This is a genomic window from Nonomuraea deserti (assembly GCF_004348685.1).
Classification (GTDB): domain Bacteria; phylum Actinomycetota; class Actinomycetes; order Streptosporangiales; family Streptosporangiaceae; genus Nonomuraea; species Nonomuraea deserti.
This window is the reverse complement of record NZ_SMKO01000039.1, coordinates 20,362-45,379: the sequence shown is the minus strand read 5'-3', so window position 1 is coordinate 45,379 and position 25,018 is coordinate 20,362. Positions and strand designations below refer to the sequence as shown.

Below are 25,018 nucleotides of genomic sequence, written 5' to 3'. Positions count from 1 at the left end.
TCATGCGGGGGAACGCGGACCTGTGCCCTTCGGCCACCCAGAAGCCGGAGGGCGGGCGCCGAGCCGGCCGGGTAGCCGAGAAAGGACTGGTCTGGTGCACCGTGCCCCTGCCAGAGTGATGGGCTCATGGCAAGCAGCGGTCGGGGGACGGTGGCACGGGGTGGACTGGATCGCTGAAGGCGTTCAGGCAGTGGGCGATCTCCCCTTCCCTTTGCTCGGGTTGGTGGCCGGAGTCATGGCGTTCGCCGAGTCGGGGTTGGGGGTCGGCTCGGTCGTCCCCGGCGAGACGGGCGTGCTGCTGCTGGGAGTCGCCGCGACCACCCCCGTGCGGTTCGCCGCCATGCTGATGATCGTGGCGCTGGGGGTCACCGCCGGCGACCACGTCGGCTACTGGCTCGGGCTCCGGTACGCCGGTCGCATGCGCGGCACCCGGGTGGTGCGACGGCTCGGCGTGCGCCACTGGGATCGCGCGACCGCCGCGCTACGCCGCCACGGCGCGGCGGCGGTGTTCGTCACCCGGCTGGTTCCGGTCGTGCGCACGCTCACGCCCGCAGCCGCCGGGGCCGCGCACGTGCCCTACGGCCGGTTTCTCCCGGCCTCACTCGCGGGCTCCTTGTTGTGGTCGGCGGTGTACGTCGGCCTGGGCGCGTTCGCCGGAGCGTCGGCCGCTCGTCTTGAGGAGCTCCTGGGACGGTTCTCGTGGCTGCTCCTCGCGGCCCTGGCGCTGTTCGCCGCGGCCGTGACCTTGTGGCGGCGCAGGCGCCGGGCGGCGGCAGGCCACGGAGACGACGAGTCCGGCTGAGGCCTGGGGCGACCTGGAGAACCGAGCCGCTGATCGTGGTCGTGCCGGGGCGATGACCGGGCAGGCCGCCGTCGCCTCCGGCGGCTGCTCCCTCGGCCCGGCCCTCGAGCCCGCCGCCGCGCGTGGGGTGTCGTGTCAGGGGCCGCATCAGGGCGGCGACGGCCCGGTGTCAGCGCGGTCGGCGATGGTGAAGGCCATGAACGGTCCAGCGATCACGGCCTCGGGGCTGCGAACTGGGCCACGCCGGACCCGCTCCGGCCCTCGCGCGTCGCCCGTGAAGCCCACGGTCACCGCGCAGGGACGGGGCTCGTACGCAAGGAGATCAATCATGGAGAACGGCGGCAACGGCTTCACCGGAACGGGGCTGCGCAGGCTGCACGACGTGCTGGCGCGGCATGTCGACTCCGGGAAGATCCCCGGGCTCGTCGCCCTTGTCAGCCGGGGCGACGAGACGCATGTCGAAGCGCTCGGCACGATGCGCCATGACGGCGGCGCGCCGATGCGCCGCGACACGATCTTCCGGATGGCGTCCACGTCCAAGCCTGTCTCGGTCGCGGCGGCGATGATCCTGGTCGACGAGTGCCGGCTGCGGCTCGACGACCCGGTGCGGGAATGGCTGCCCGAGCTCGCCGACCGGCAGGTGCTGAGGCGGTTCGACGGCCCGCTCGACGACACCGTGCCGGCGCGACGGCCGATCACCGTACGGGACGTGCTGACGTCCACGTTCGGGCTCGGTATGGACATGACGTCGCTGGGCACGCCGATCATGAACGCGGTCTTCGCGCAGGGGCTCACGCCCAACCTGCCGGAGCCGATGCCCGAGCCGGACGAGTGGATGCGGCGCCTGGGCGAGCTTCCGCTGATGCACCAGCCCGGCGAGCGCTGGCAGTACCACATCGGCAACGACCTGCTCGGCGTGCTGGTGGCCAGGGTCACCGGACAGCCGTTCGAGACCTTCCTGCGCGAACGCGTCTTCGAACCGCTGGGCATGACCGACACCGGCTTCCACGTGCCCGCCGACAAGATCGACCGGCTGCCGCCCCTGTACGCCCCCGACCCGCGGACCGGGGAGTTCACCGTGTGGGACGCGGCCGAGGGCGGGCGCTGGAGCCTGCCTCCGGCGTTCCCGTCGGGCGGCGGCGGGCTGGTCTCCACCGTCGACGACTACCACGCCTACTTCCGGATGTTGCTGAACGGCGGCCTGCACGGAAGTGAGCGGATCCTGTCCCGGCCCGCCGTGGAGCTGATGACCACCAACCGGCTCACGCCCGAGCAGCAGGCCGCCCGCCACGCCATGGCCGTCGACAACGTCCACATCTCGCACGGCCAGGGCCAGCACGGCGGCTGGGGCCTCGGGATGGCGGTGCGCACCTACCGCGGCGACTACGCGCCCATCGGCCAGTACGGCTGGGACGGCGGAAGCGGCGCCTCCAGCTACGCCGACCCGGCCAACCAGCTCACCGGCGTCCTGCTCACCCAGGTCGGGGCATCGGTCCCGGACCCGATGCGGCTCATGCACGACTTCTGGACCACGCTCTACCAGGCGCTCGACGACTGACGCCCACGCCGTCTTGAACGAGGGTGCGCCAAGGGTAATGATCGGCTCACCATCACAGGTGGGGAGCGCGACTTGGCGAGTGCGACCTTCGGCGTCCTGGGGCCCGTGCGCGTCCGCGTGGGCGAGCAGGAGTCAGTCAAGCTGAATGGCAAGCAGAGCGCGTTGCTGGCCGTCCTGCTGCTCAACGTCAACACCACCGTTTCCCGGGACCGGCTCATCGCCGCGCTGTGGGAAAGTCCTCCCTCCTCGGCCGTCGCCAACCTCCAGACGTACGTCGCCCGGCTGAGAAAGGCGCTACCGGCGGGGACGCGCCTGCTCACCAGGCAGTCCGGCTACGTGCTGGAAGCGGGCGCGGAGGAGGTCGACCTGCTCGCCTTCGACGAGGAGGTACGCCTCGCCCGGCTGGAGGCCGGCACGGGCGAGCCCGAGCGCGCGGCCGAACGGTTCGAGCGGGCGCTGGACCTGTGGCGTGGCGAACTCGCCGAGGGCACGCCGCTGGGGAGCGAGGTGCTCGCCCGTGTCGCCGAGGTGAAGGAGCGGCGTACGCGGGCGCGCCTCGACCTCGCGGAGGCGAGGATCGCCCTCGACCGCCCCAGGAGGCCATCGATGACATCTGCCGCCTCCTGGCCGAAGAGCAGTTAAGGGAAAGGGCCTGGTACCTGTTGATCCTGGCCCTCGCACGGACAGGCCGGCGGGACAAGGCGCTCGACGCGTACCAGCGGGCCCGCCACGCGCTCGTGGCGGAGCTGGGCGTCGAACCCGGCGCGGACCTGCGACGGCTGCAGGCGATGATTCTTGACGGAAAGCTGCAACCCGTCGCGCTCGGATCGCCGCGCGGGGGGATCTGCCAGCTCCCCTTGGACATCGCCGACTTCGTCGGCAGGCGAGAGGAACTCGCCGCGGCGGCCGGTACGCTCTGCCGCGAGCACGGCCGGGCGGAGGCCGCGCCGCCCGCGCGGAAGCCGCCGACGCCCACGGTGCCCGTCTGCGTGGTATCGGGGCAGGGGGGCCGGCGCGGTGACGGTTGTGGATGCCAGCACGCTCAGGCCGATGCCCAACGCGATCAGCGCACGCCTCAAGTCGATCTCCTGTCCGGTGGTGCCCGCCCTTGTCGGCGAACAGCAAGATCATAGCCCCGGAAGGCCGCAACTTTGGATCACATGTTCGATACGAAGTTCCCTGTGCCCATGCAACCTTGATCCCCGGGGCCGAGGCCCTGTTCCTCAACGCCGGCCCGCACGCCCTTCCTGCCGGCCACCGAGGAGGCGTACGACGAGGAGCGCTTCGAACCCCTCATGGCGCTTGGGGCGAATCGAGTAGGGTGACCCGTCATGACCGAACGCCCCTCCTATCTCACTGCCACAGCGGATGCCTACGACGCTGTCGCCGCTCTTTACGCTGACCTCTTCCAGCGCGCGCTCGATGACCAGCCGCTGGATCGCGCGGCGCTGGACGTGTTCGCCGAGGTCGTGCGGACCGCCGGTGGCGGGCCGGTCGCCGAGCTCGGATGTGGCCCTGGATATGTGACGGCGTACCTGCAGAAGCTGGGTCTGGACGTTTTCGGCCTTGACCTGTCGCCGGTGATGATCGATCTTGCCCGTGAGGCCTATCCGGAGCTGCGCTTCGAGGTCGGTTCGATGGACGCCCTGGATCTGGCCGATGGAGGGCTGCGGGGCATCGTGTCCTGGTACTCCGTCATCCATACGCCCCCGGAGGAGCTGCCGGCGTACTTGAGGGAGTTCCGCCGCGTTCTGGCCCCGGGCGGCCATCTCCTGCTCGGCTTCTTCGAGTCCGAAGGGGACCCGGTGACGCCCTTCGACCACAAGGTGACGCCGGCATATCGGTGGCCGATCGACGAACTGGCCGCGCTCGCACGCGCCGCCGACTTCGTCGAAGTCGGCCGGGTGCTGCGCGAGCCTCACGAGGGGGAACGGTTCCGCCAGGGTCGCCTGCTGATGCGCCGACAGTGAACGCGGAGCCCGCGCGAAGACCGCACGCGCCGTTGGTGACGGTGAGCCGGCGAACGCGGGCTTTTCTGGACGCACACCTCGAAGGGAAATCATGTGGCCCATATGCTTACGGGCCTGATTCGCCGCACATAATGCGGAAACCCTCAGACTGAATTCGTCAACGGCGCGGCAATACGACCGTCCCATCAGCTATGAATCAGCTGCCGTACGCCGCCGACGAAGGGGACGCCCCATGGCCAAAGTGCGCCAGAAGAGGCGTGCCGCATCCGCCTCCCGTACCGAAGAGGCCGGAGGGTGGAAAGCCATGCGGACGTGGCTGGCGGGAATCGTCAGCGCCGTGATCGTCGCGGCCGTCGGCGTCGTGTTCTCCGCCTGGTTCAACGCGCGCGGCCCCGACGCCGTCGACAACATCGGCGGCGAGCCCCCGATCAAGGTCGGCCACGTGGCTGTCGACTACGCCGCGCAGGACACCGCCCTGCGCGAAGCGGTGACCGACCCGGCGGACCGGGCGGTCCTGCTCGGCACCGCGTCCGGCTCGCGACGCGACTCGGTCATGACGCGCCACGACCGAGCTCCGCTCGAGACCGCCGACCTCACCGTCGTCCTCGTCGGCAACCGCAGCAGCCTGCGCATCGTCGACATCCAGCCGCGCGTCCTCGACCGCAAGCCCGTCTCGGACGGCGCGCTGTTCATCTTCAACCCCGCCGGAGAGGCCGCCACGATCGAACTCTCCGCCGACCTCGACGACCCCGCACCCCGCTTCACCTCTCCCGAGGACCCGGACACCTCGTACTTCAGGAAGAAGCAGATCGACCTCGAACGGGACGAACGAGTCACGCTTTCCATGACGGTCACGGGCACGGCCGCCTACTACGCTTTCGACCTGCTCGTCACCGTGCTCACGGGGGACCGGACCGAGCAGGTGACGGTTCGGGGGCCGGACGGAACCCCGTTCCGGGTGACCGGCACCTCCAGCACCTACCACGCCTACTACACGACCTCTCCGCTCGGCGGCTGGCAGCCGATCTCCAGGAGCGGCGCGTGCGCGATCGAACGGAAGCTCGCCAAGGCCGGGAAGTGCTGACCGCGCGCGGGTACCGGTCAGCCGCGGCCCTGCTCGTGGTCATCCTGGCGACCTGCTCGGCCGGGGCCGTGGACGACGCCGCGAGGCGTCCCCGCGTACCCGTCGAGTGGCGAGCGTCGTGGTCGGTGCCGGCGGATGCCGAGTACGGCGTCGAGTTCCTGGGGGCCCCGGGCCACGCCGTGTCCGCCCGGGCGGTCACCGTGGCCACGCGCCAGGGCACCGTACGCGTCCACGACCCGCGCACGGGCGCGCTCCAGCGCACCATCCCCACCGACCCGGCCCGGCCCGCGCCTGTCACCGGCGTCTGGATCGCGGGCGACACGCTCGTCGTCGCCAGAGGAGAACCGGACGGCGCCGAGCAGACCCTGTACGGCCACGACCTGGCCACGGGCGCGCCCCTGTGGCGGCGCACGATCACCACCCACCTCCGTCAGCCCCGGCTCGACGACACCGGCTCGTACCACGGCCCCCGGATCATGGCGACCGAGCGCAGCATCGTGGTGTTCGAGCAGCCGGACGAACCCCTCGGCATCCGAGCCCTCGATGCGCGGACCGGAACGACCACGGCCAAGGTGACCTATCCGCGAGGCTGCCGGCTGACCGGCGCCGCGACGGCCCGATCGGTGCGCCTGCTCAGCTACTGCCAGGGCAACGAGTTGCGGCTGGCCTCGATCGATCCGCGCACCCTGCGGCAGGTCACGACACACCTGTTGCCGTCGTCGGCCTCCCCGAAGGACGGTGGCCCGCCCATCGGGCTCACGGCCAACGCCGAAGGGTACGTGCGCGCCAGGGCGGGCCAGGACGACTTCTTCTTCGGGCCCGACGGCCGTCTGCTGTCCACCGGCTCGCAGGCCGCCAAGGTCACGGCTCCGGACCGCTGGAACCCTCCCCTGTACGCCGGTTCCTTTACCGTGGCGAACGATCAGGGCCGTACGCTGCAGGACTCCGCCTGGCCGCTGCCCGCCTACCTGATCTCCGTGGACCCCGGCACCGGACGGCTCGGCGGGCTGCCGATCGATCTACCCGCTCACCTGGTCTCCCTCGCCGGGACGAGCCAGGACATGGCCTTCGTGTTCAGCGATGTCCCCGGGGACGAGCGGCTCACCGCGTACAGGCCGATCTACGGGACCGCCCGCCCGACGATCGCCTGGCCGGCCGCCTGTGGCCTGCTGACCGGCCGCGACCTGGCGACCTTCGCCGACGGCTACCACGCGGCCCCGGCGACGGACGGCGCGGCGAAATGCGACTGGATACCGCCGGCCGACGACGGTGCCGTCGTCTCGTTGTCCGTGGAATGGGTGTCGCCGTCGGACGCGAGCGCGCGCAAGCTGTACGCCGCCGAGACCGCCGCCATCAAAGAGACCGGCGCCATCGATCCCACCACCGAGGCCCCGGGCTTCCTGACCTACACGGTGAACGAGACGAACGGTTTCTACGGCGCGACGATCATCAACGTGGGCCCCGTCATCGTCCGGCTGACCTCGTCATCGCGGCAGGCCGTGCGGCTCGTCTCCCCGCTGCTGCGCGACCGTCTGCTCGCCCGGTACGAGCCCGGCGCCCGCGCCCCCGCCCTCGCCCCCGTGCGCGAACGCGGGTGGAGTTTCCCGACCGACGCGGCCGTGCGTACCGAGCCGGTGGTGACCGGCGGCGTCGTCTACGCCGCCAGCGGCGACGGCACGGTGTCCGCGCTGGACGCCGCCACCGGCGCGGTGCGGTGGCGCTATCGGACGGGCGCTTCCGTGGTGGACGGCCACGTGGTGGCGCACGGCACCGTGTACGCGGCCAACAGCACCGGCGGGCTGGTGGCGCTGGACACGGCCACCGGCCGCCCGAGGTGGAGCCAGAAGATCACCGTGTTCGGCGACCTCGTGGTCGCGGCGGGCCGCCTCTACCTCTGGACCAGGGACCCCACCTGGTCCTCGAAGGCCGAACTCGTCGCGCTCGACGCCGCCTCCGGCAAGCGGCTGTGGAGCTTCGAGCCGGCGGGCGACATGCTCACCCCCGAGCCCGTGCTGGCCGGGGACGTCGTCCTCACCGGCAGCGACCACGGCGTGATGTACGCCCTGGACCCCGCCACCGGAACCGAGAAGCGGCGCCACCGGCTCGGCGCGGAACACGACCGCGTCCTCCTGCTACGGGCCGGCGGAACCGTCTACGCCACGAGCGGCAACGGCGACGTGAACGCCCTGGACGCCGTCTCAGGCGAGCTCCGATGGAGGTCACGGATCGCGGGCGCCATCTCCTCCCGCCCGACGGTGGCCGGCGGGACCGTGTACGTGGGCGACGACGAGGGCACCACGTACGCGCTGGAAGCCGCCACGGGCACCCCCCTGTGGGACTTCCAGGCCAGGGGCGACCAGCCCCTGTTCGAATGGAGCGCCGCCGTGGCGGACGGACTCGTGTACACCGCCGGCCGCGACCGTACGCTGTACGCACTCGACACCACCACGGGCGAGACGCGCTGGCGTCTCCCGCTGCCCGGTGGCCGCGACGCCGGCCCCGTGGCGGCGGCAGGATCCGTCCACGTCTCCGACCGCGAGGGAACGCTCCATGCCCTCGACCCCGCCACCGGCACGGTGCGATCGAGGTTCCGGACCGGCGGCACCGCCGTGACCGGCCCTGTCGTGAAAGACGGCTTCCTCTACATCGGCAGCTCCACCGGGAACATCTACGCGCGGCCCACGGCAGGCCCTTAGCCGGCCGGTGTCGAAGGCCCGGCTCGCACGCCGGTCGACCGGGAAGAACTGCGAGAGACCTGTCCCTCTCAACGGGCGGAACTCCGTGTGGGGACCGGCCCCGGCAGGGCGCGGCTACCATGCCGGCATGCCGCGATCCGACCTTGCGCATCGTCCCCGGGCCGGGCGTTCCCGCCGACGAGCCGGGCTCGTGCTCGTGCTCGCCGTGAGCCTGTTCAGCGCCGGGTGTTCGAGCGGGTGCATGGCTACGGCATGGGCGGGGCGTGGTGGTGGGTCCATGCGACGTCGGCCCGGGAGGTCCTGGAGACGTTCGCCGAAGTGGAGGTCATCGACAGCCCGCAAGCTGTCGACCAGGCACAAGGATGGGATCTGGCCGAGGTCGACATCGACTCCCCTGCCATGCCCGGGGGCTTGGACGACCTGCGAGCCAAGCGTGATGCCCAGCGTTTGCGCTGGAACGGTCACGCGGGCGGCCGGCCCGTCGCCTTGCGGATCGCTTGGTCCAGCCGGTTCCTGGTCTGCTGTTCCGCCTGCTGCCGGGGCGGAGGCTCGGCCGGGTGTGAGGCGGGGGCCGATGCCGAGCGCAGCCCGGCGCCGCACTGGTCGGTGGTCCGGATGAGCACGGCCGGCGCCGGTGGCGCCGGCCACAATTGCAGGTGATATTCCTCGACGGCAGCGTCGGCGACGGCGTCGAAGTGGGTGTCGCGGCCGCGGACGAAGGCGCGCAGCCGATACCAGCCGGGGCCGTGCGGGCTGAGCAGGGGCACGTCGGACACCGGACCGGTGTCCAGGGAATCGAGGCGCAACTGGCCGCGTGGGGCGTGCACGCTCGCCTCGACGATGTCCTGCCACGAGGCTCCGAGGTTGTCATCGGTGCCGGCGTCGGGGACGAGGTTGTCGGGTGGCTGGGAGGCAAGGGTGAGGCCGACGTGGACGACGCCGGTGTCGATGCCGGTGTAGAGGAGCGCTCCGGCGGACATGAGCACGACGAGACCGTTGGAGTAGTCGGCTGTCTCGATCGGGATCTCGCCGCCGTCCAGCAAGCCGAACGCGTGGTCACTCACGCGGACGTCGGCTGAGGCGTCCACCATGGCCTGTGCCCTTCCTTGACGGGGCCAAGCGCACAGCGCGCCGGCCCGGACCGGACATCCTTCTCTCTGCCCGCCTTGAACGGGGCTCACCCTGCCGCACCGGCTCCTGTGCGGGAACGGCGATGCGGCAGGAGTGAGTCCCTACGTGTTCATCCGGTCATGGCCCACAAGGATGGGTCAGGCGCCGACGGTGACGCGGAAGGGGTCGCCGTCCAGAACGCGCTCGCGCCGGAAGAACTGGGTGTTGAGGCCGCCCTGCGCGTTGTTCTCCGTGGCGGTGATCATGCACACGGAGACGCCGGTCGGGCCGGTCTGCTGGGGAAGGTTGAAGTTGCAGTTGTCGAAGGTTCGTCTGCTGCCGCCGGAACTGAGTCCTTCGTAGGAGCGGGCGATGGGGTATTCGTCGCAGCTCAAACCGCTGATGGACGGGGCGTCACCGCAGGCGAGGCTGCGGTTGGTGTTGATGATCGTCTCGTTGGTGGTACGGGTCAGCGGCGCGTCGAAGGTGGCACCGGGCAGTCCCGATGCCTGGGCGCGGGACACGTGAGAGGCCAGCGAGGGGTAGGAGCTCTGGCTGTAGACGAGTTCTGAGGCGTACCACGGCACCACGCATCCGACGGCCGCGTTGCCGGCAGTGGCGTTGTCGCAGCGGATCTCGCTCATGTCGTAGCTGATGCCGGCCGGGGTGTAGGTGCCGTTGGTGAAGGTGAGTGACCAGGTGGTGGTGCAGGAGCCGATCGCGCCTGCGGCGGTGGCGGTGGTGCTGAAGTACGACTCGCCCTGCAGCCAGGTGTTCAGCGGCGAGATCGGGCGGGCGGGGAAGGACGAGCTGGCGGTGGTGCACGAGCCACTGCCGCTGGCCACACCCGACAGGCTGGCGCGGAGGGCGTCACCCCATCCCTGGTAGGCCGACAGTTCGATCTGGTGGCCCCAGTCGGGCAGGCTGGTGGAGGAGTAGCTGTAGTTGATGACGTTGAACGACGCCTCGCCCGTGACCGTCCGTACGCCGTTGCGGATGACGTACGTCGTGTAGAGCAGTCCGGTGATCTCGCATGCTTGGGTGCGCAGCGCCCACACTCCGGTGTAGGCGTTCTCGATGCACCAGTCGGGAATCGCCACGATGTCCTGCACCTGCGCGCCGGGACGTTCCTGGGTGAAGGGGCTCTTCGGCGTGGTCACCTGCAGACAGGCGGCTGTCTCGCCTTCATCTGGCGTGGGGCAGTCGGGAGTGCTGCGCTGAGTCTCCTTGGTCCCCTTCTTGCGGGCGGGCTCATCGGAGCCGTCCGTAGGCTGGGGTGAGGCCAGTCGTTCCGGTGGGGTCGGGGTTCGGGCGGCCGACGCGGGGGTGGCGACGCCACTGAGAAGGGCGGCCGCGCAGGCTAAGAGCGCCAGGATGGATCGTGCGCGCATCTGGGTACACTCTCCCTACTTGAGGTAAGTGGCTCACGGGCGGGCGTCCTGGGCAGGTCCTCCGCCCGTGGCTGCTGGGGCGCTCACGATTATGTGTTCGACAATTGGCCCAAACAAGCCCTTGACCGACCATCTATCTCCAGGTAGGCGATAACGGTCATTTCCTCTTCGATGGGGCGTCATTGCAGGTCAGCCCATGCCGGCAATCGGAGAGGCGCGCCTGCCGTACACCCGCGAATTTGATCCGGCCGCATCCACACGGCGAAATGCGCATGGCGCGGCGATGAATGGAGTGCTGACACTTCGCCACGCGACCGGCATTTCCAGCCCCAGTCCATCGGTATTGAACGTCGACCATTACTCCAGCCGCGTCCACGACCGCCCCGATCGCCACCCGCCGCCCGAACGGCCACCTGTCCGCCGCCTCGTTTGCGCCCGGTCTGCCGCCGATCCGCTCGGACGACCTCCGTCACGGCGCGGCCATGTTGTCCCTCGCGGCCCTCGTCCCACGAGCGACCGTCTTGAGGGACCCGTCCGAGACCGATGGTCCCCGTTCGGCCCCCCAGTCCCATCCCGCCGACCCAGCGAATGCCGAACTGCATGAGAACGCATGTGCGGGTACCTGCTGGTCCCGCTGGGTGAGGCGTTCGCCGTGGCCGTCAGCCTCAGCGCCGCGCGGGCCGTGGTGCTGCGCATCGATCGTGTTGACGCGTACGGCCGGGTCCAGGTCGGTTGTCTGGTGGCTGACGGATGGAGAAGTTCGGTCAACCACCCTGACGATCGCGGCGGAAGTCCGATCGTCGCCAGGGTGGAGCCGCGCCCGTCGCGGTGCTCATCAAAGCTCCCGGCCGCGGAAAGGCACTGGCGCAACCGCTCAGAGATCGCGACGATGCAACAAGTCCGGAATCCGAGCCCCGCGGAGCGCTATGTCCGAGCCAAGGTTCGACGCCGAAGGCCTCTTCGATGACGACTACCTCTACTTCTTTGCCGAGCATCTCGACGCCCGCAGCGACGCCGAGGCCGAAGTGGTCTGGCAACTGCTTGACCTTCAACCCGGCATGGAGGTCCTGGATCTGGCTTGCGGCCACGGGCGGATCTCCAACCGGCTTGCCCGGCGAGGCTGCCGTGTCACCGGTCTGGACTCTTCTCGGCTGTTTCTGGACCGGGCCCGCCAGGATGCCGACACCCTCGGCGTCACGGTCGACTACGTCCACGGCGACATGCGCCGGCTGCCGTGGCCAGACCGCTTCGACCGCGTCGTCAGCTGGTTCACCGCCTTCGGCTACTTCAGCGACCCCGAAAACCAGCGGGTCCTCGTCCAGGCCGCTGCCGCGCTCAAACCGGGCGGCAAGATCGCGCTCGACCTGAACAACCACACCGCCGTCGTCCGCACCTATCAGACGTCCACGCTGGTCGAACGAAACGGCGACCTCTTGATTGATCGGCACCACCTCGACGTGCTCACCAGCACAAACGTGGTCAACCGAACCATCATCCGCGATGGCCGGGCCCGGAGCGTCCCGTACTTCGTGCGGATGTTCGCCTTCACCGAACTGCGCGACTGGATGCTCGCCGCTGGCTTCACGGCAGTCCATGCCCTGGGCGCGGATGGCACGGCACTCACGATCGACAGCCGACGGATGATCGTAGTCGCAGAACGCTGACCAGTGGTATGACCACGTCGTGCCCCCGCCGAGATCGGCGCGAGGCCGGCCGCACAGCCGGATGTCGCCGAGGTACACGGCCTCCGCATCTAGAACCACCTCTGGCTATCTCACCATGTCCGCCCTCCTCCGGCTTGGTCTTCAGCCCACTCTTGTTGGTCTGGTCTTCCGCCGCCTTGAAGACGCGGAAGGGGCGTGACCCTGCTGTCGGATCTCCCTCACCACGTACTGGTTCCCGACGGCCGCTCCGCTGAGGATGTCAAGAGATTCGATGGCAGGCAGGTCCTGGACCCCAAATCAAAAAACAAGCCACCCAGCGCCACGGCCGCCGGTAACCGCCCCTGCGTGTAACACAAGGTCCATAACCATTTGTTCACCAAGGAAAGCAGCGGCACTCTAATGAAGTGCAGACATTTCCGTCTTCTGAGGGTGACCCCGAGCCCGGCGAGCAGAACCGGCCGCCGGCCGAGACGCTCTTCGCATGGGGGTCGGATCTCCTCAAGGGGTTCGCCGCTGGTGCCGGCATCGTGCTCGCCGTCCTGTTCGGGTGGGCGATCGTCGTGGGAATCATCCTCGGAGTCGTCGGCGCGCTGCTCGGCATGGACCCGAACACCCCCGAGCTGGACAAGTTCTTCGAGGACTATTTCGAGCCGGTGTACTTTGGCCTGCCGGGCCTCGCGGTCGTGGTCGGGGGCGGCGGCTGGGGGATACTGCGCCTCTTGGAAAGGCGCAAGGAGCGGGCGGACCGGCACACGATCGCGCTGGAGACCAGGGCCAAGGCCGTCCAGGACGTGGTGCGCGAATCGGCGAGCGTGTCGGAGGACCTCGACCGGGAGATCGCGGAGAAGCTCGCCCGACTCAACGAGCTCAACGCCCGTCTCGAAGAGGTGCGTAAGCAAGTCCTGCTGACGGAGGAGCAGACCAGGATGGTGGACGTCGTCGTCGGCAAGCACCTGGTCGGCCAGGCCAGGGCGCAGTTCGTGCAGCAGGTGATCTTCCTGCTCCTGGCCTTCCTGCTCGGCTTCGTCGTCAACTGGTTGTCCACGCCGGCGCTCGACACGTTGCGGGGCTGGTGGACCACCTGAGCATGGCCCTGCGCAAAGTCGTCTGGAGCGTCGGCGAAGGGGACGACAGCGGCTGGACCGTTCTGCTCCCGCCGTGGTGGGGCTCGTCCTGTGCGACACGGCCATCGTCTGGATCGCCCGCCGCTTCCGCCTGCCCATCTCGCTCCGCCGGCCTTGACCGGCAGCCGGGCAAGCGCGGTCCGAGATCCAGGCGCACAGCGTGACAGATCCGCGCCCCCTTCGATACACCCCTGCGGGGTTGACCAGTCAGCTGCTGTCGGGGGACGGGCCCGGGCCCCGACCTCGCAAGCAGCCCAGGGGGATGTGAAGACCGTCAGCCCTCCCGCAGGTCACGCCGCTGGAAGGCGACGGTCCCCGCCGACAGGAGCGCTGCCGTGAGCGCGCCGAGCCACAGCAGCGGACCGACATCCGAGGGTTGGCTCAGCGCCTGCGGGACGTGTGCGAAGGGAGACAGGTTCCTGACCCGGTCGTCCAGTTGGAGTAGCTCGCCGAGCTGGCCGAGCAGGGCGAAGGCCACCAAGGCCGCCCACGCCAGAGCGGTCAGGCGGGGCAGCAGCCCGAACAGCAGCATCGCGATGCCGGCCAGGGTCCACGTAGCCGGCACCTGGACCAGCGCCGCGCCGAGCAGGCGCATGGCCTGACGGGCCGGCTCGCCGATCCGCAGGCCGTGTGCGAGCCCGGCGGCCAGCCCGCCTGCGGTGATGATCAGAGCACTGCCGCCGAGGGCCATGCCCAGATGGCTCAGAATCCATCGCCAGCGGAGTACGGCTGTGGCCAGGACCGGCTCTGCCCGCAGAGCCGACTCCTCCCCTTGCAGTCTCAGCGTCGCCTGCACCGCATAACCGCCGGCAACCAGGCCCAGCAGGCTCAGCTCGGCGGCCAGGAACGTGTCGGTCAATGCGCCCGCGCCGCCGACCTGCTCAAGGATCGCGGCCAGTTGGGGGTTGTCGCCGACGATGTCGCCGACGCTGTAGGCCAGGGCACCGAACAGCAGGCCCACGACCACGAAGCTGATCGCCCAGCCGAGCAGGCCACCGCGCTGCAACCGCCAGGCCAGCGCAAGCGGGCTGGCGAGATACGCTGCGGCGTCAGGCCTGCCCGGCCGCGCCGGCATGAGTCCGGCGCCGAGATCGCGCCGCCTGGCCAGCAGCGCCGCCGCGGCAACCAGCACCAGCCCGGTGACGACGAACAAGGCGAGCACCCACCAGCGCTCACCGGCGAACGCCCGCACCCGCTGCGCCCAGCCCAGCGGGGACAGCCACGCGAGCGCTTCCACCTTGGCAGCGTCGCCGAGCGCGCGCAGGAGGAAGGCCAGGCCGAGCGCCGCGGCGGCGAGGGCGTTGGTGGTTCGCGCATGAGTGGTGAGCTGGGCGGCGAGCAGAGCAACACCAGTGAACACCCACCCCGTGCCGCCCACGGCCGCGCCGAAGGCCAAGGCGCCCGCCACGGGCAGCCCCTGCCCGGCCAGGCCCAGCGTGATCAGCAGAGCGATGAGCACGTTCGCGCCCGTGGCCACGAGCACCGCCGCGGTCGACATCGCGTAACGGCCCACCCTGCAGGCACCGACCAGTTCGGCCCGGCCGGTCTCCTCCTCCGCCCGTGTGTGCCGAGTCACCACCACCATGCTCATCAACGCCGCCAGCGCCGCGGACATGGTGGTGGCCCGCCACGCGGTCAGCCCGCCGACCGAGGTCGCGTCGAACACCGGCCCCGTCAGCGCCTGCAACGCCGGCGCGGAACCGATGGTCACGCCCAGCGCGATACGCTGGCCGGCTTGCGGATACAGGTCGGCGATGGCCGCGGCGCTGACCGTGATCACGCCGGCGACCACGACGACCCAGACGGGCAGCAAAAGGCGGTCGCGGCGCAGCGCCAGCCACACCATCGTCAGCGTGCCGGTCATGCCGCGACCTGGTAGTGGCGCAGGAAGAGCTCCTCCAACGTGGCCGGCTGACAGGTCAGCGCGCGCACGCCGGAGTCGGTGAGCAGGCGCAGCACCACCTGGAGATGCTCACCGTCGATCTGGAAACGGACGTGGCAGCCGTTGACGGTCAGGCCATGAACTCCGTCCAGACCGGGCAGGCCGTCGGGGAGCCGGTCGAGTTCGGCGCTGATCGTGGTGCGAGTGAGGTGGCGCAGTCCGGCCAGGGTCCCGGTCTCCACCGTCCGCCCGTCGCGGATGATCGTGACCTGGTCGCAGAGCGCCTCCACCTCCGACAGCATGTGGCTGGACAGCAGCACCGTACGGCCGGCGCGCCGTTCCTCGGCGATGACCTCCCTGAACGCCGCCTCCATCAGCGGATCCAGGCCCGAGGTCGGCTCGTCGAGCAGCAACAGCTCGACGTCCGAGGCCAATGCGGCGATCAGGGCCACCTTCTGGCGGTTGCCCTTGGAGTAGGCGCGTCCCTTCTTGGTGGGGTCGAGGTCGAAGCGTTCCAGCAGCGCCGCCTTGCGCTGCCGGTCGATCCCACCGCGCAACCGGCCGAGCAGATCGATGGCCTCCCCGCCGGACAGCGTTGGCCACAGCACGACATCGCCGGGCACGTACGCCAGCCGCCGATGCAGCGCGACCGCGTCCCGCCACGGCTGGCCTCCGAGCAGCTCGGCGTGCCCCGATCCGGCCCGCAGCAGGCCAAGCAGAATGCGCAGGGTGGTGGTCTTGCCCGAGCCGTTCGGACCGAGAAAACCGTGGACCTCACCGGTTCGTACCGTGAGGTCGAGCCCGTCCAGGGCACGAACCTTGCCGAAATGCTTGGTCAAGCCGCTGACCAGGATGGCTGGGCTGTTCGTCACGAGCGCCTCCACGAAGCCGGTCCGATATGACGTTGCCGACCAGACTTCCCGGCGCTCCAGCACGACAGTAACAGCGCCGCCGGGCGTCCACCAGATGGCCGCGACCTCACAGCGCGCGCAGGATCAGCACCGCTCCGCCGGGCCTCGCGTTCGCAAGAGCGTCGATGATGTGACGGCGTCACCGCAAGGCCGGCGCCGGGGCGGTTGTCCACACTTCGGCGTCCATGCGTCCGGTCACCGGATGCGAGAGTGACGCCGTCGGCGGTGGCCGGCGCGTCGCCACGTTGACGTGCGGAACCAGTCCTCTCATCCGGGCTTGGGGCGAGAGGACCGGTTCCCGCCCCGCACCTGCCCGTGGCTCAGTGAGGCGTGGTCGGAGACGGCAGGTGCGGCGGACGCCAGCGCCAGGTGGGGTTGCCGTCGTCGGCGATGCCCTTGCGCCAAAGGGCGGCGGGCGTCAACCGGATCATGGTTACCAGAGCCCGGTGGAGGGCGAGGGAGGTGGTGCGGCGCCCGTCGGCGCGCGCGCCCCGCGCGGTGGCTTGGGTACGCGGGCGGCGCTCGGTGTCGTAGCGACGTAGCGCGGCTTCGATCGTGGACTCACCCGCCAGCGCTGCCGCGAGCACGACGGCGTCCTCCAGGGACTGCCCGGCACCCTGGCCGCGGTCGGGGCTCATGGCGTGCGCGGCATCGCCGAGCAGCGCCACCCGGCCGCACACGTAGGCCGGTAACGGGTCCAGGTCGCAGATATCGATATGGATCACCGCCTCGTCCGGCGTTGCCGCGATCAGCGAGGGGATCGGATCGTGCCACGTTGCGACTCGGCGGGCAACCTCGATCTTCTCCTTCTCGTAGCGGATGGCCGGCCGGCCGGCGGTGGTGACGTAGGCCCAGTAGGCGCGACCGCGGCTGATCGGATGAATCAGGAAGTAGCCGCCGGCACCCATGGTGATGCTGCCGGGGAGCCCGTCGGCGTCGGTGATGCCGAGCCAGGCGGTGCGGTCCAAGAAGCGCGGAGCCGGCGCGTCCGGCCATAGCAGCCGGCGCACGGTGCTGCGGATGCCGTCCGCGCCGATCAGCAGGTCGGCGGTGGCCTGGCCGCCATTCCAGGTGACCGTCACCTGCTGCTCGGCTTGCCGGACGCCGGTGACCTCGGCGTTCGTGCGCACCCAGGTCGTGGGCAGCGCCTGCAGCAGCATTCGATGCAGGTCCGCACGATGGAAAGCGACCAGGGGTGTCGGATCGCCGGGACGGGCCTGTTGCAGGTGGCGCCCGTCGGGCAGACGCAGGTTGCCGGCCGAATAGGTGGGTACCCCGGCCGATCGGGCCTGCTCTCCCACGCCGAGCGCCTCCAGGGCTCGCATCGCGTTCGGGGCCTGTGACATGCCCGCGCCGATCTCGCGTACCTCGGCGGCTCGCTCGAGTACGGTGGCCCGCCAGCCGATGCGACGCAGCGCGACGGCGGTGGCCAGGCCGCCGATGCCGCCGCCGACCACGACAGCGTGTCTGGTCACGGGATCTCCCCCTCGATGCCGGTGTGCAGGGGCGGGGCGTTGTCGAAGACCTCGGCCATCCACGCGAAGGCGGCGTGCGCCTGCCGGATGCGCGCCCTCTGCTCGTCACCCGGACCCACCAGGTCCAGGCCCTCCCTGGTGATGTCGAGGAAAGAAGAGATGCCGGCGATCTGCTTGCGGACGACTACCTGCCAGGCGTCGGTGGCCATCCGGTAATAGACGGTCCGCTCTCCCGGCCGGGTGCGCCAGGTGAGAAAGCCCATACCGGTCAGCAGCCGCAGGTTGGAGGTCAGCGAGGCTCGGCTCGCGCCGATCGCCTCGCTGATCTGCCCGGCCGACTGCTCCGGCGGGTCACAGACCATCAGCCAGCCCAGCACCCGCCCGGCGATCGGCGGTACCCCGTCACGCGCCAGGTACATCGCCACACGTTCGACCCACTCCAGCAACGGCTCTTGATCGCTCACATGCCCGCTCCTTACCATTACAGCTATTTCAGTATGAACTAAAACCAATGAACGATCAACAGGCTCGTCGAAGGGCTGGACGCGGGCGTTGTGCTCCGCATCTGGCGCCTCCCTCTCGGCTGGTGTATTAATAAAGCGAGCGTCGCTTTATTAATAGGAGTTGCGAGTGGCACGGACGGTCAACGCGACGGCGTACGCGGCCAGGAGGGACGCGTTCCTCGACGCCGCGCAGCACCTCATCGAGACCAAGGGATACGCGCAGATGAGCGTGCAGGAACTGGCGGAGCGGGCGGGCGTGTCGCAGGGCGCCTTCTACCACTACTTCGATTCCAAACCGGCGCTGCTGGAGGCCCTGATCGAGCGGGCCGCGGACCAGTTGCGTGGCCACCTGTCCACCACGGTGGAGGAACCCGGTCTGCCGGCGGTGCAACAGCTCCAGCGCTTCCTCGCCGCGCTGGCCGGCTGGAAGCTGGCGCGCAGAGAAGCTCTCATGGCGCTACTGACAGTGTGGTATTGCGACGACAACGCCGTGGTCCGCCAGAAGATGCGTCCACGGCTGGCCGAGCGCATGGCGCCGCTGCTGTCTGCGATCATCCGCTCCGGGATGGACGAGGGCGCCTTCTCCGTACGCCACCCCGATCAGACCGGCCGCGTGCTGGTCTCCCTCATCCAGGACCTCAACGACACGCTCGGCGAGCTGTTTCTCACCGGCCGCACGACGGCCGTCGAGATCGAGCACACCGTGGCCGCGTACACGGACGCGATCGAGCGAGTGCTCGGCGTGCCCGCCGGCTCGGTGACGCTGGTCGACCCAACCACACTGCACGACTGGTTCGCGAAGGAGTGAACGATGGTCATCGCCCTGAAGATCCTGCTCGGCCTGTACACGCTGCAGGCCCTGGTCAAGTTCGCCAACATGTTCGCGGTGCCCTATACGGTCCGAATCAAGCGGATCGCCGCCATGTACAGCGGCAACGGCCGTTCCATCAGAATCTTCGACGATGTGCTGCTGGCGCTCATGGTGGTGCTGGTGGCGCTGCAGGCGGCGGTCGGGCTGGAACACCTGAGCTTCACCACGGGTCTGCTGGTCGGATTGACGCTGACCCAGTTGTTCTTCCACCGGTTCAACCGGCCCCTTGAACCGGACAGGGCTCCCTCGCCGCCGGCCTCGCCCATCAAGAGCATGTCGTACGCCATCCAGGCCAGCCCGGTACTGGCCTGGCGCGAACTCCTCGTCCAGGCGGTGCTCTTCGTGTGGGTGCTGTACATGCTGATTACTCAGAACGGCGCGTGAACGGCTCTCAGCTGACCAGATCCTGATCCAGGCCCGTTCTCTTGCGCGGCTCGGCATGAGCCGCGCCATCGGGCGCGTCATGGTTGGTTGCTGAGCGCCGAGGCGACACGCAACGTCTCGTCAGCCGACGATCACGCGTTCCTCCGGAAGTTCGTAGCGGCGGGTGCGCTGTTTCAGCGCCAGCGCCGAGCCCAGCGTCAAAGGCCCGATGCGGCCGACGAACATCAACAGGCTGAGCAGCACATGCCCGGCCAGCGGGGTGCTCGCGGTGATGCCGGTGGACAACCCGTTGGTGGCGAACGCCGAGATCACCTCGAACAGCACCCGGTCCAGACCATGGGAGGTGATCGTGAGCATCAGCAAGGTCGAGACCGTGACCAGGAAGACGCCCAGCAGGCTGATGGACACCGCCTGACGCTGGGTGGCGGCGGGCAGCCGACGGTGACCGATGTTGACCTGGCTCTCCCCGCGCAACTCGGCCCACACCATGAACAGCAGGAAGCCGAACGTGGTGACCTTGATGCCCCCCGCCGTACCCGCGCTGCCCCCGCCGATGAACATCAGCACGTCGGTGACCAACCACGACGACGGGTTCATTTGCCCGATGTCGAGGGTGTTGAACCCGCCCGACCGCGGCATGACCGCGGCGAAGAAAGCCGACAACAACCTGGCGGAGTCGTCCAGCGGGCCCATCGTGGCGGGATTGCGCCACTCGGCCGCCAGGAACGCCAACGTACCCACCCCGATCAGCAGGACGCTCAGCCCGACGGTCACCCGGGTCAACAGGGACCAGCGGCTCGGGCGCCGCCACTGACGCAACAACTCGAACACCACCGGGTAGCCCAGCCCGCCCACGATGACGGCCACGGCGACAGTCAGGCAGATCCACGGATCGGCCACGAAACGCATCAGATTATCCGGCCACAACGCGAACCCGGCATTGTTGAACGCCGACACCGCGTGAAAAACGCCCAGGTAGGCCGCCCGGCCCGGCGGCTCGTCGTACCCGACCATGAAACGGACGGTGAGCACGGCGGCCACCGCCACCTCGCACACCAAACTGAACAGCACCACCTTGCGCAACACCTGACGCAGGTCGGCGGCCACCACGGACTTCGTCTCCAACTGCGCGGACAGACGCGCGCGCAACCCCACCCTGCCGGACACGATGACCATGATCAACGTAGCGAGCGTCATGATCCCCAACCCGCCGACCTGGATGAGCAGCGCGATGACCACCTCGCCGAACACCGACCAGTGCGTAGGCGTGTCGACCACGATCAGACCGGTCACGCAGACCGCGGAGGTAGCCGTGAACAACGCGGTCAACCAGTGCGAGGAATCACCGTCGGCAGTGGCCACCGGGGTGGCCAGCAGCAGCGTGCCGACCAACACCGCCACCCCGAAGCCGGCCGCGATCACCACAGCCGGGTGCCTGCCTCGACCGGGCAGGGCCGAGCGGCGCCGCATCACGCGGCCTCGTGCTCTCCCCGGCCGCTGCCGGTCTCTTGGTCGCTCATGAGTGCCTCCGTACGGCCCGCGTGATGAAAATGCCGCCGACCAGGCTTCCCGGCACACCGCGCCACACCGTAGCGCAGGCAGCGACCTGCCCGCCACGAAGAGAAGGGTCAGCGCGCCGGGCTCGTCCACCCCGGCAGAACCCGACGTCGCGTCCACGGACCAGCGGCGGCATCGCATCGCCGGGCAACGACCTGGTTGTCGATCAGACCACCAGCGCCCGGCCCGGACAGCTCGCCCCCTGTCGACGCACTGCCGGCGGTGATGACCGCCTCGAGCCTGCCCGGCGGGGAGCCGAGGGCAGAATCGGTGGGCACGATTCCGGCTGTGTCCCGTGCCGGGCCGGCGGCCGCGAGCAGGATCGAGCCAGGCGGCTGCGCGTCCGGAAGGTAGCGTCTGGCACAGCGCGCGGCGTAGTCCGGCGGCGAAGGCGAGGAGTGGCAGCCCGCCGATCACGAGCTGGATGGTGGTCGGGCGCATCGGGCAGGCGGCCAGCCAGCTCAGCCCTTGATGAAGCGGCGGGTCATGTAGCGGCGAACCGGGGGCAGGGCGGCCAGCCGCAGGGGTAGCAAGCTCAACCACAGGAGGAGCGGGCTGGTGGGGGCGTAGACGCCTTTGACGCGACGGCCGAGTTTCTGCTTGCGCTCGGCTTCGGGTCGGATGGCCGCCTCCCACGCGGCCAGCGCGGCGGGGACGTCGCCGGGGTGGGCGGCCAGTTCCGTCCCGAGGCGATCGGCGCCGCCGACGGCCAGGGACGAGCCGTACCCGGCGAAGAGGGTGACGCACCAGGCGGCGTCGCCGAGCAGCACCACCCGGCCCTTGCTCCAGGACGCTGCGACGACCTGGCTGATGGTGTCGAAATAGACCGACTCGGCCCGCTGGAGTCCGGCCAGGGCTTCGGGGATGATCCAGCCGAGGTCGCCATAGACGCGCTGAAGTTCGGTGGCCACGTCTTCGCCCGGGCGGGCGTGGCTTGCGCGGTAGCCGAAGAAGGCGACGTTGCGCCCGTCGGGGATGCTGATGACCGCGGCGGTGCGGCCACCGGATGACAGGGTGCCGGTCGCGCCGGTGGCGACGGTGGCAGGGCGCTTGTCGAGCATGTAGACGGCGACCTTGTGCTCCAGGTCGAGCAGGAAGTCCTCTTCCGGACCGAACAGCAGGGCGCGGGTGGCCGAATGCAGGCCGTCGGCGCCGATCAGCAGATCGCCCTCCTGCGTGGTGCCGTCGGTCAAGGTCACGCGTACGGTGTGCTCATCCTGGTCGACGGTGGTGAGGGTGGCGCCGAAGCGGATCTCGGCGTGGTCGCGGACCTTCTCGTACAGCACGGCTTCGAGGTCACCGCGCAGGATGGTGATCGAGCGGGGGCCGGTGGTGGCGGCGATGGTGGCGCGGTCGAGGGAGAAGCGGCGTTCGCCGTTCGGCTTGTGGTAGACGAGTTCGTCGGTGATGAAGCCCTTAGTGTGCGAGGTGGTCGAGCAGCCGCTGTTCGGCGGCGGCATCCAGCCAGGTGTCCGGGGAAGGGGCGTCCGCGCGGGGTGCCGGGTCGCCTTCGGCCTGCAGCCAGGTCCAGGTGTCGGCGAGGGTCTCGCGCAGCGGTCGGGTGGTGAGGCCTTCGGCCTGGGCGGCACTGACGTCGGCGTCGTGCATGCCGCTCGGCACGCTGCCGTCGGGCAGCCGCAGTCCGAACTCCATGCCGAGCGGCAGGCCGTGCCGCAGGAGCAGTTCCGGCTCGGCCCACACCAGTTCGGTGTCGCAACCGGTGACCTCCAGGGCCGTGCTGAGCAGGTCGCCGAGGGTGATCGCCCCCGGTGGGCCGGTCGTGGTGAAGGCGCCGCTCAGGCCGCGTTCGGCCGAGCGCAGCAGCCAGGCGGCCAGGTCCCGGACGTCGATGTACTGCAGAGGGGTCTCGGCAGGGGCGGGTGCCAGGACCCTGCCCCCCTTCTCCATGCGGCGCAGCCACCACGGGATGCGGCCGACGTCCTCGTACGGGCCGAGGATCATCCCGGCTCTGGCCAGCAACGCCGCCTCGGGGGAGTACTCCAGGACGGCGAGTTCGCCGCCGCGCTTGGCCGCGGCGTAATCGGTGTCGTCGGTGCTGCCGGGGTCGCCGTCGACCAGGGGCGCCTGCTCATCGGCGCCCGCGGGCCAGGGCCAGCGGTGCACGCCGCGGCTGGAGACGTAGCCGTAGTGCCCGACCCTGCCGGACAGCAGGCGGGCGGTGTCGCGCACCACGCGGGGCGCCCAGGCCCAGGTGTCGATGACCGCGTCCCATTCCTGGCCGTCCAGCGCCCGCCGGACAGCCTCGGGGTCGGTGCGGTCGGCGAGCAGCGCCCGCACGCCGGGCGCGGGGGCGCGGCTGAGGCCGCGGTTGAGCGTGCTCACATCGTCGCCGCGCTCCAGCGCGGTCTCTACGACGGCGCGGCCCACGTGGTGGGTGCCGCCGAGAACAAGCAGTTTCATGACGCTCCTGGGGTGAGGGGCAGCCAAAGGGCTGACAGGTGATGGTGGTCGTGGAAGATCTCGTGCTCGGACGCGCGAAGGCCCGTCCCGGTCGCGAGCGGCTCGCCGGTGCCGGGGTTTCGGCCGAAGCGCGGGTGGGCGCCGCTGGAGACCTGCAGCCGGATGCGGTGGCCACGCTTGAACCTGTGGGCCATCGGCCACAATGTGATCTCGACCGTGCGGATGTGGCCCGGGTCGCGCAGGCGCACGATCCCGTCGCACACGTTGATCGACCGGCCGCGCGCGTCCACGTCGCACAGGCGGGCGAAGTAGTCGACGTGCGGGTTGGCAGAGCGCGCGTGCAACCGCACGCCTACCGGGCCGACCGCCTCGACGTCGCCGGGCAGGGGCGCGGTGGTGAAGGTCAGCACGTCGGCTCTGGCCTCGACGGCGCGGTTGTCCCGCGTCCCGGCCGACCAGCCCACCTGGGAGCCACCGACGGTGGGGGTCGGGTCGGCGGGGTCGTAGCGGTAGGGGCTGGGAGGGCTCTGGCCGTCGTGCGGGGTACGGCTGAGCCCGCCACCTGGACGCAGGAACCACGGGGTCGGCTCGTGCGCGGGCGGCCACGCGGGCACGTCGATCCAACGGCCCGCCCCGGTGACGAACAGCCGTACACCGGTGGGCGCCTGCCGCCCGAGCAGCACGGCGTCCAGCATGGCGAGCGCGTCGCTCAGCCCTTGGCGGGTGTAGAGGCCGCGCCCGTGGCTCCACGGGCCCACCAGCAGCCGCACCTGGCGCCCGGCCGCGACCAGGGCGGCGTAGTCGGCCAGCATCCCCGGTAGGAAGAAGTCGTGCCAGCCGCCCTGCACATGCACCACTGGCGGCATGCGCTCGGCGTTGGCCCGGTGATCGGTGCTCGCCCAGTACTCCTCGCCGGGACCGTGCCGCACCCAGTCTCGAAACCAGGGCACGGGGTGCCCGGTCAGCACCTGGTCAGCCTCCTGCAGGGGAAGGGCGAGCGTGGCGCGCGACAGCCGCCGGGCGGCGCCGACCAGGCCGGCCATCTGGCGGGTGATGCCGTAGCCGCCGGTGAACATCCGCTCCACCAGCTGCACCCAGCCCAGCGCGTTGCCCGTCGCGAAAGCCCCGCCGGGGTACATGAAGCCTTCGGCGAACGACGATGGCGCGTCCTGAATCAGCGCGATCTTCCACTCCGGGATGTCGCGGGCGGCCAGCTCCCACTGCACCAGGCCGAGATAGCTGGCTCCCCAGGTGGCCAGCTCGCCGCCGAACCACGGCTGCTCACGCAGCCAGCTCAGGGTGCCATCGCCGTCGGCCGGGTCGATGACGAAGCCGTCGAAGCGGCCACCGGATCCGGCCGTGCCGCGCAGGCTCTGGTACAGCACCTGGTAGCCGCGCTCGGCCAGCAGCGCGGGAAGCCGGTCCAGGACGTTGCCGCGGCCGTACGGGCTGCGCAGCAGCACCAGCGGCGGGCGGTGCTGGCCCGCCGGGTAGTAGTGCGTGGCCAGCAGCCGCACACCGTCGGCGGCCGGGATCTCCACGTTCCGCCGCACGCGCACCCGGTGACGCAAGGCGGGCCGCACGCCGTACAAACGGCTGAGCAGGGTCATAGCCG

General features: G+C 70.2%; 20 protein-coding genes and 1 pseudogene. 10 read left to right on the top strand and 11 right to left on the bottom strand.

Translation table 11 applies throughout. The annotated features are described in order from the left end of the window. Positions 1 to 223: 223 nt before the first annotated feature. Positions 224 to 802: a DedA family protein gene (locus E1292_RS17205; RefSeq protein WP_246090165.1), complete on the top strand. Its 579-nt coding sequence runs from the start codon at positions 224 to 226 to the stop codon at positions 800 to 802. Between the two features lie 147 nt (positions 803 to 949). Here the strand turns inward: E1292_RS17205 and E1292_RS51155 are convergent, their stop codons facing one another. Then, a complete protein-coding gene (locus tag E1292_RS51155; protein WP_165974594.1) occupies positions 950 to 1,132 on the bottom strand; it encodes a hypothetical protein in 183 nt (60 codons plus the stop codon). Between E1292_RS51155 and E1292_RS17200 the strand changes: the two genes are divergently transcribed. From E1292_RS17200 to E1292_RS17175, 5 genes and pseudogenes are all read left to right on the top strand, one after another. Continuing rightward, positions 1,131 to 2,360: a serine hydrolase domain-containing protein gene (locus tag E1292_RS17200; protein WP_132596227.1), complete on the top strand. Its 1,230-nt coding sequence runs from the start codon at positions 1,131 to 1,133 to the stop codon at positions 2,358 to 2,360. The genes E1292_RS51155 and E1292_RS17200 overlap by 2 nt on opposite strands. Before the next feature lie 105 nt (positions 2,361 to 2,465). Beyond that, a pseudogene (locus tag E1292_RS55790) lies at positions 2,466 to 3,493 on the top strand (AfsR/SARP family transcriptional regulator). Positions 3,494 to 3,691: 198 nt separating this feature from the next. Further along, positions 3,692 to 4,330 carry a class I SAM-dependent methyltransferase gene (locus E1292_RS17185; RefSeq protein ID WP_132596224.1) on the top strand — a complete coding sequence of 213 codons (639 nt, stop codon included), beginning with the start codon at positions 3,692 to 3,694 and terminating at the stop codon, positions 4,328 to 4,330. A gap of 304 nt (positions 4,331 to 4,634) precedes the next feature. Further along, a complete protein-coding gene (locus E1292_RS17180) occupies positions 4,635 to 5,414 on the top strand; it encodes a hypothetical protein (RefSeq protein ID WP_132596223.1) in 780 nt (259 codons plus the stop codon). After that, complete coding sequence (locus E1292_RS17175) at positions 5,372 to 8,110, top strand: outer membrane protein assembly factor BamB family protein (protein ID WP_132596222.1); 2,739 nt, start codon at positions 5,372 to 5,374, stop codon at positions 8,108 to 8,110. Before E1292_RS17180 ends, E1292_RS17175 begins: the two co-directional genes overlap by 43 nt. 461 nt (positions 8,111 to 8,571) lie before the next feature. Here E1292_RS17175 and E1292_RS17170 read toward each other — a convergent pair whose 3' ends face one another. Both E1292_RS17170 and E1292_RS17165 read right to left on the bottom strand, forming a co-directional pair. Next, a complete protein-coding gene (locus tag E1292_RS17170; protein ID WP_132596221.1) occupies positions 8,572 to 9,201 on the bottom strand; it encodes a hypothetical protein in 630 nt (209 codons plus the stop codon). A gap of 177 nt (positions 9,202 to 9,378) precedes the next feature. Continuing rightward, positions 9,379 to 10,380, bottom strand: coding sequence for a NucA/NucB deoxyribonuclease domain-containing protein (locus tag E1292_RS17165; protein WP_165974593.1), 1,002 nt, complete (start codon positions 10,378 to 10,380; stop codon positions 9,379 to 9,381). A 1,157-nt stretch (positions 10,381 to 11,537) separates the two neighbouring features. Between E1292_RS17165 and E1292_RS17160 the strand changes: the two genes are divergently transcribed. Further along, positions 11,538 to 12,275, top strand: a complete 738-nt coding sequence (locus tag E1292_RS17160) for a class I SAM-dependent methyltransferase (protein WP_132596219.1) — start codon at positions 11,538 to 11,540, stop codon at positions 12,273 to 12,275. 404 nt (positions 12,276 to 12,679) lie between these two features. Further along, on the top strand, positions 12,680 to 13,360 hold the full coding sequence (locus E1292_RS17155) for a hypothetical protein (protein ID WP_132596218.1): 681 nt from the start codon (positions 12,680 to 12,682) through the stop codon (positions 13,358 to 13,360). 313 nt (positions 13,361 to 13,673) lie between these two features. Here E1292_RS17155 and E1292_RS17150 read toward each other — a convergent pair whose 3' ends face one another. The 4 genes from E1292_RS17150 to E1292_RS17135 all read right to left on the bottom strand — a co-directional run bounded on the left by E1292_RS17150 (position 13,674) and on the right by E1292_RS17135 (position 18,131). Further along, positions 13,674 to 15,263, bottom strand: coding sequence for an ABC transporter permease (locus tag E1292_RS17150; protein ID WP_132596217.1), 1,590 nt, complete (start codon positions 15,261 to 15,263; stop codon positions 13,674 to 13,676). Continuing rightward, a complete protein-coding gene (locus E1292_RS17145) occupies positions 15,260 to 16,153 on the bottom strand; it encodes an ABC transporter ATP-binding protein (protein WP_132596216.1) in 894 nt (297 codons plus the stop codon). Before E1292_RS17145 ends, E1292_RS17150 begins: the two co-directional genes overlap by 4 nt. A 359-nt stretch (positions 16,154 to 16,512) precedes the next feature. Then, positions 16,513 to 17,667: an FAD-dependent monooxygenase gene (locus tag E1292_RS17140; RefSeq protein WP_132596215.1), complete on the bottom strand. Its 1,155-nt coding sequence runs from the start codon at positions 17,665 to 17,667 to the stop codon at positions 16,513 to 16,515. After that, on the bottom strand, positions 17,664 to 18,131 hold the full coding sequence (locus tag E1292_RS17135; protein WP_132596214.1) for a GbsR/MarR family transcriptional regulator: 468 nt from the start codon (positions 18,129 to 18,131) through the stop codon (positions 17,664 to 17,666). The genes E1292_RS17140 and E1292_RS17135 overlap by 4 nt, the downstream gene beginning before the upstream one ends. Positions 18,132 to 18,297: 166 nt before the next feature. Here E1292_RS17135 and E1292_RS17130 point away from each other — a divergent pair, with 166 nt between their 5' ends. Then, a complete protein-coding gene (locus E1292_RS17130; RefSeq protein ID WP_132596213.1) occupies positions 18,298 to 18,978 on the top strand; it encodes a TetR/AcrR family transcriptional regulator in 681 nt (226 codons plus the stop codon). 3 nt (positions 18,979 to 18,981) lie between these two features. Continuing rightward, positions 18,982 to 19,425 carry a hypothetical protein gene (locus E1292_RS17125; protein WP_132596212.1) on the top strand — a complete coding sequence of 148 codons (444 nt, stop codon included), beginning with the start codon at positions 18,982 to 18,984 and terminating at the stop codon, positions 19,423 to 19,425. Positions 19,426 to 19,545: 120 nt separating this feature from the next. On the opposite strand, the gene E1292_RS17120 is transcribed toward E1292_RS17125, so the two are convergent. The 4 genes from E1292_RS17120 to E1292_RS17105 form a co-directional block, all read right to left on the bottom strand. Next, a complete protein-coding gene (locus E1292_RS17120; RefSeq protein WP_132596238.1) occupies positions 19,546 to 20,895 on the bottom strand; it encodes a TrkH family potassium uptake protein in 1,350 nt (449 codons plus the stop codon). A 548-nt stretch (positions 20,896 to 21,443) separates the two neighbouring features. Further along, positions 21,444 to 22,442 (bottom strand): FAD-dependent monooxygenase, encoded by a 999-nt coding sequence (locus E1292_RS17115; RefSeq protein ID WP_246090164.1) that lies wholly within the window; start codon positions 22,440 to 22,442, stop codon positions 21,444 to 21,446. Next, on the bottom strand, positions 22,399 to 23,403 hold the full coding sequence (locus E1292_RS17110; protein WP_132596211.1) for an NAD-dependent epimerase/dehydratase family protein: 1,005 nt from the start codon (positions 23,401 to 23,403) through the stop codon (positions 22,399 to 22,401). The genes E1292_RS17115 and E1292_RS17110 overlap by 44 nt, the downstream gene beginning before the upstream one ends. Then, positions 23,400 to 25,013, bottom strand: coding sequence for a CocE/NonD family hydrolase (locus tag E1292_RS17105; RefSeq protein WP_132596210.1), 1,614 nt, complete (start codon positions 25,011 to 25,013; stop codon positions 23,400 to 23,402). The genes E1292_RS17110 and E1292_RS17105 overlap by 4 nt, the downstream gene beginning before the upstream one ends. Between the last annotated feature and the right edge of the window lie 5 nt (positions 25,014 to 25,018).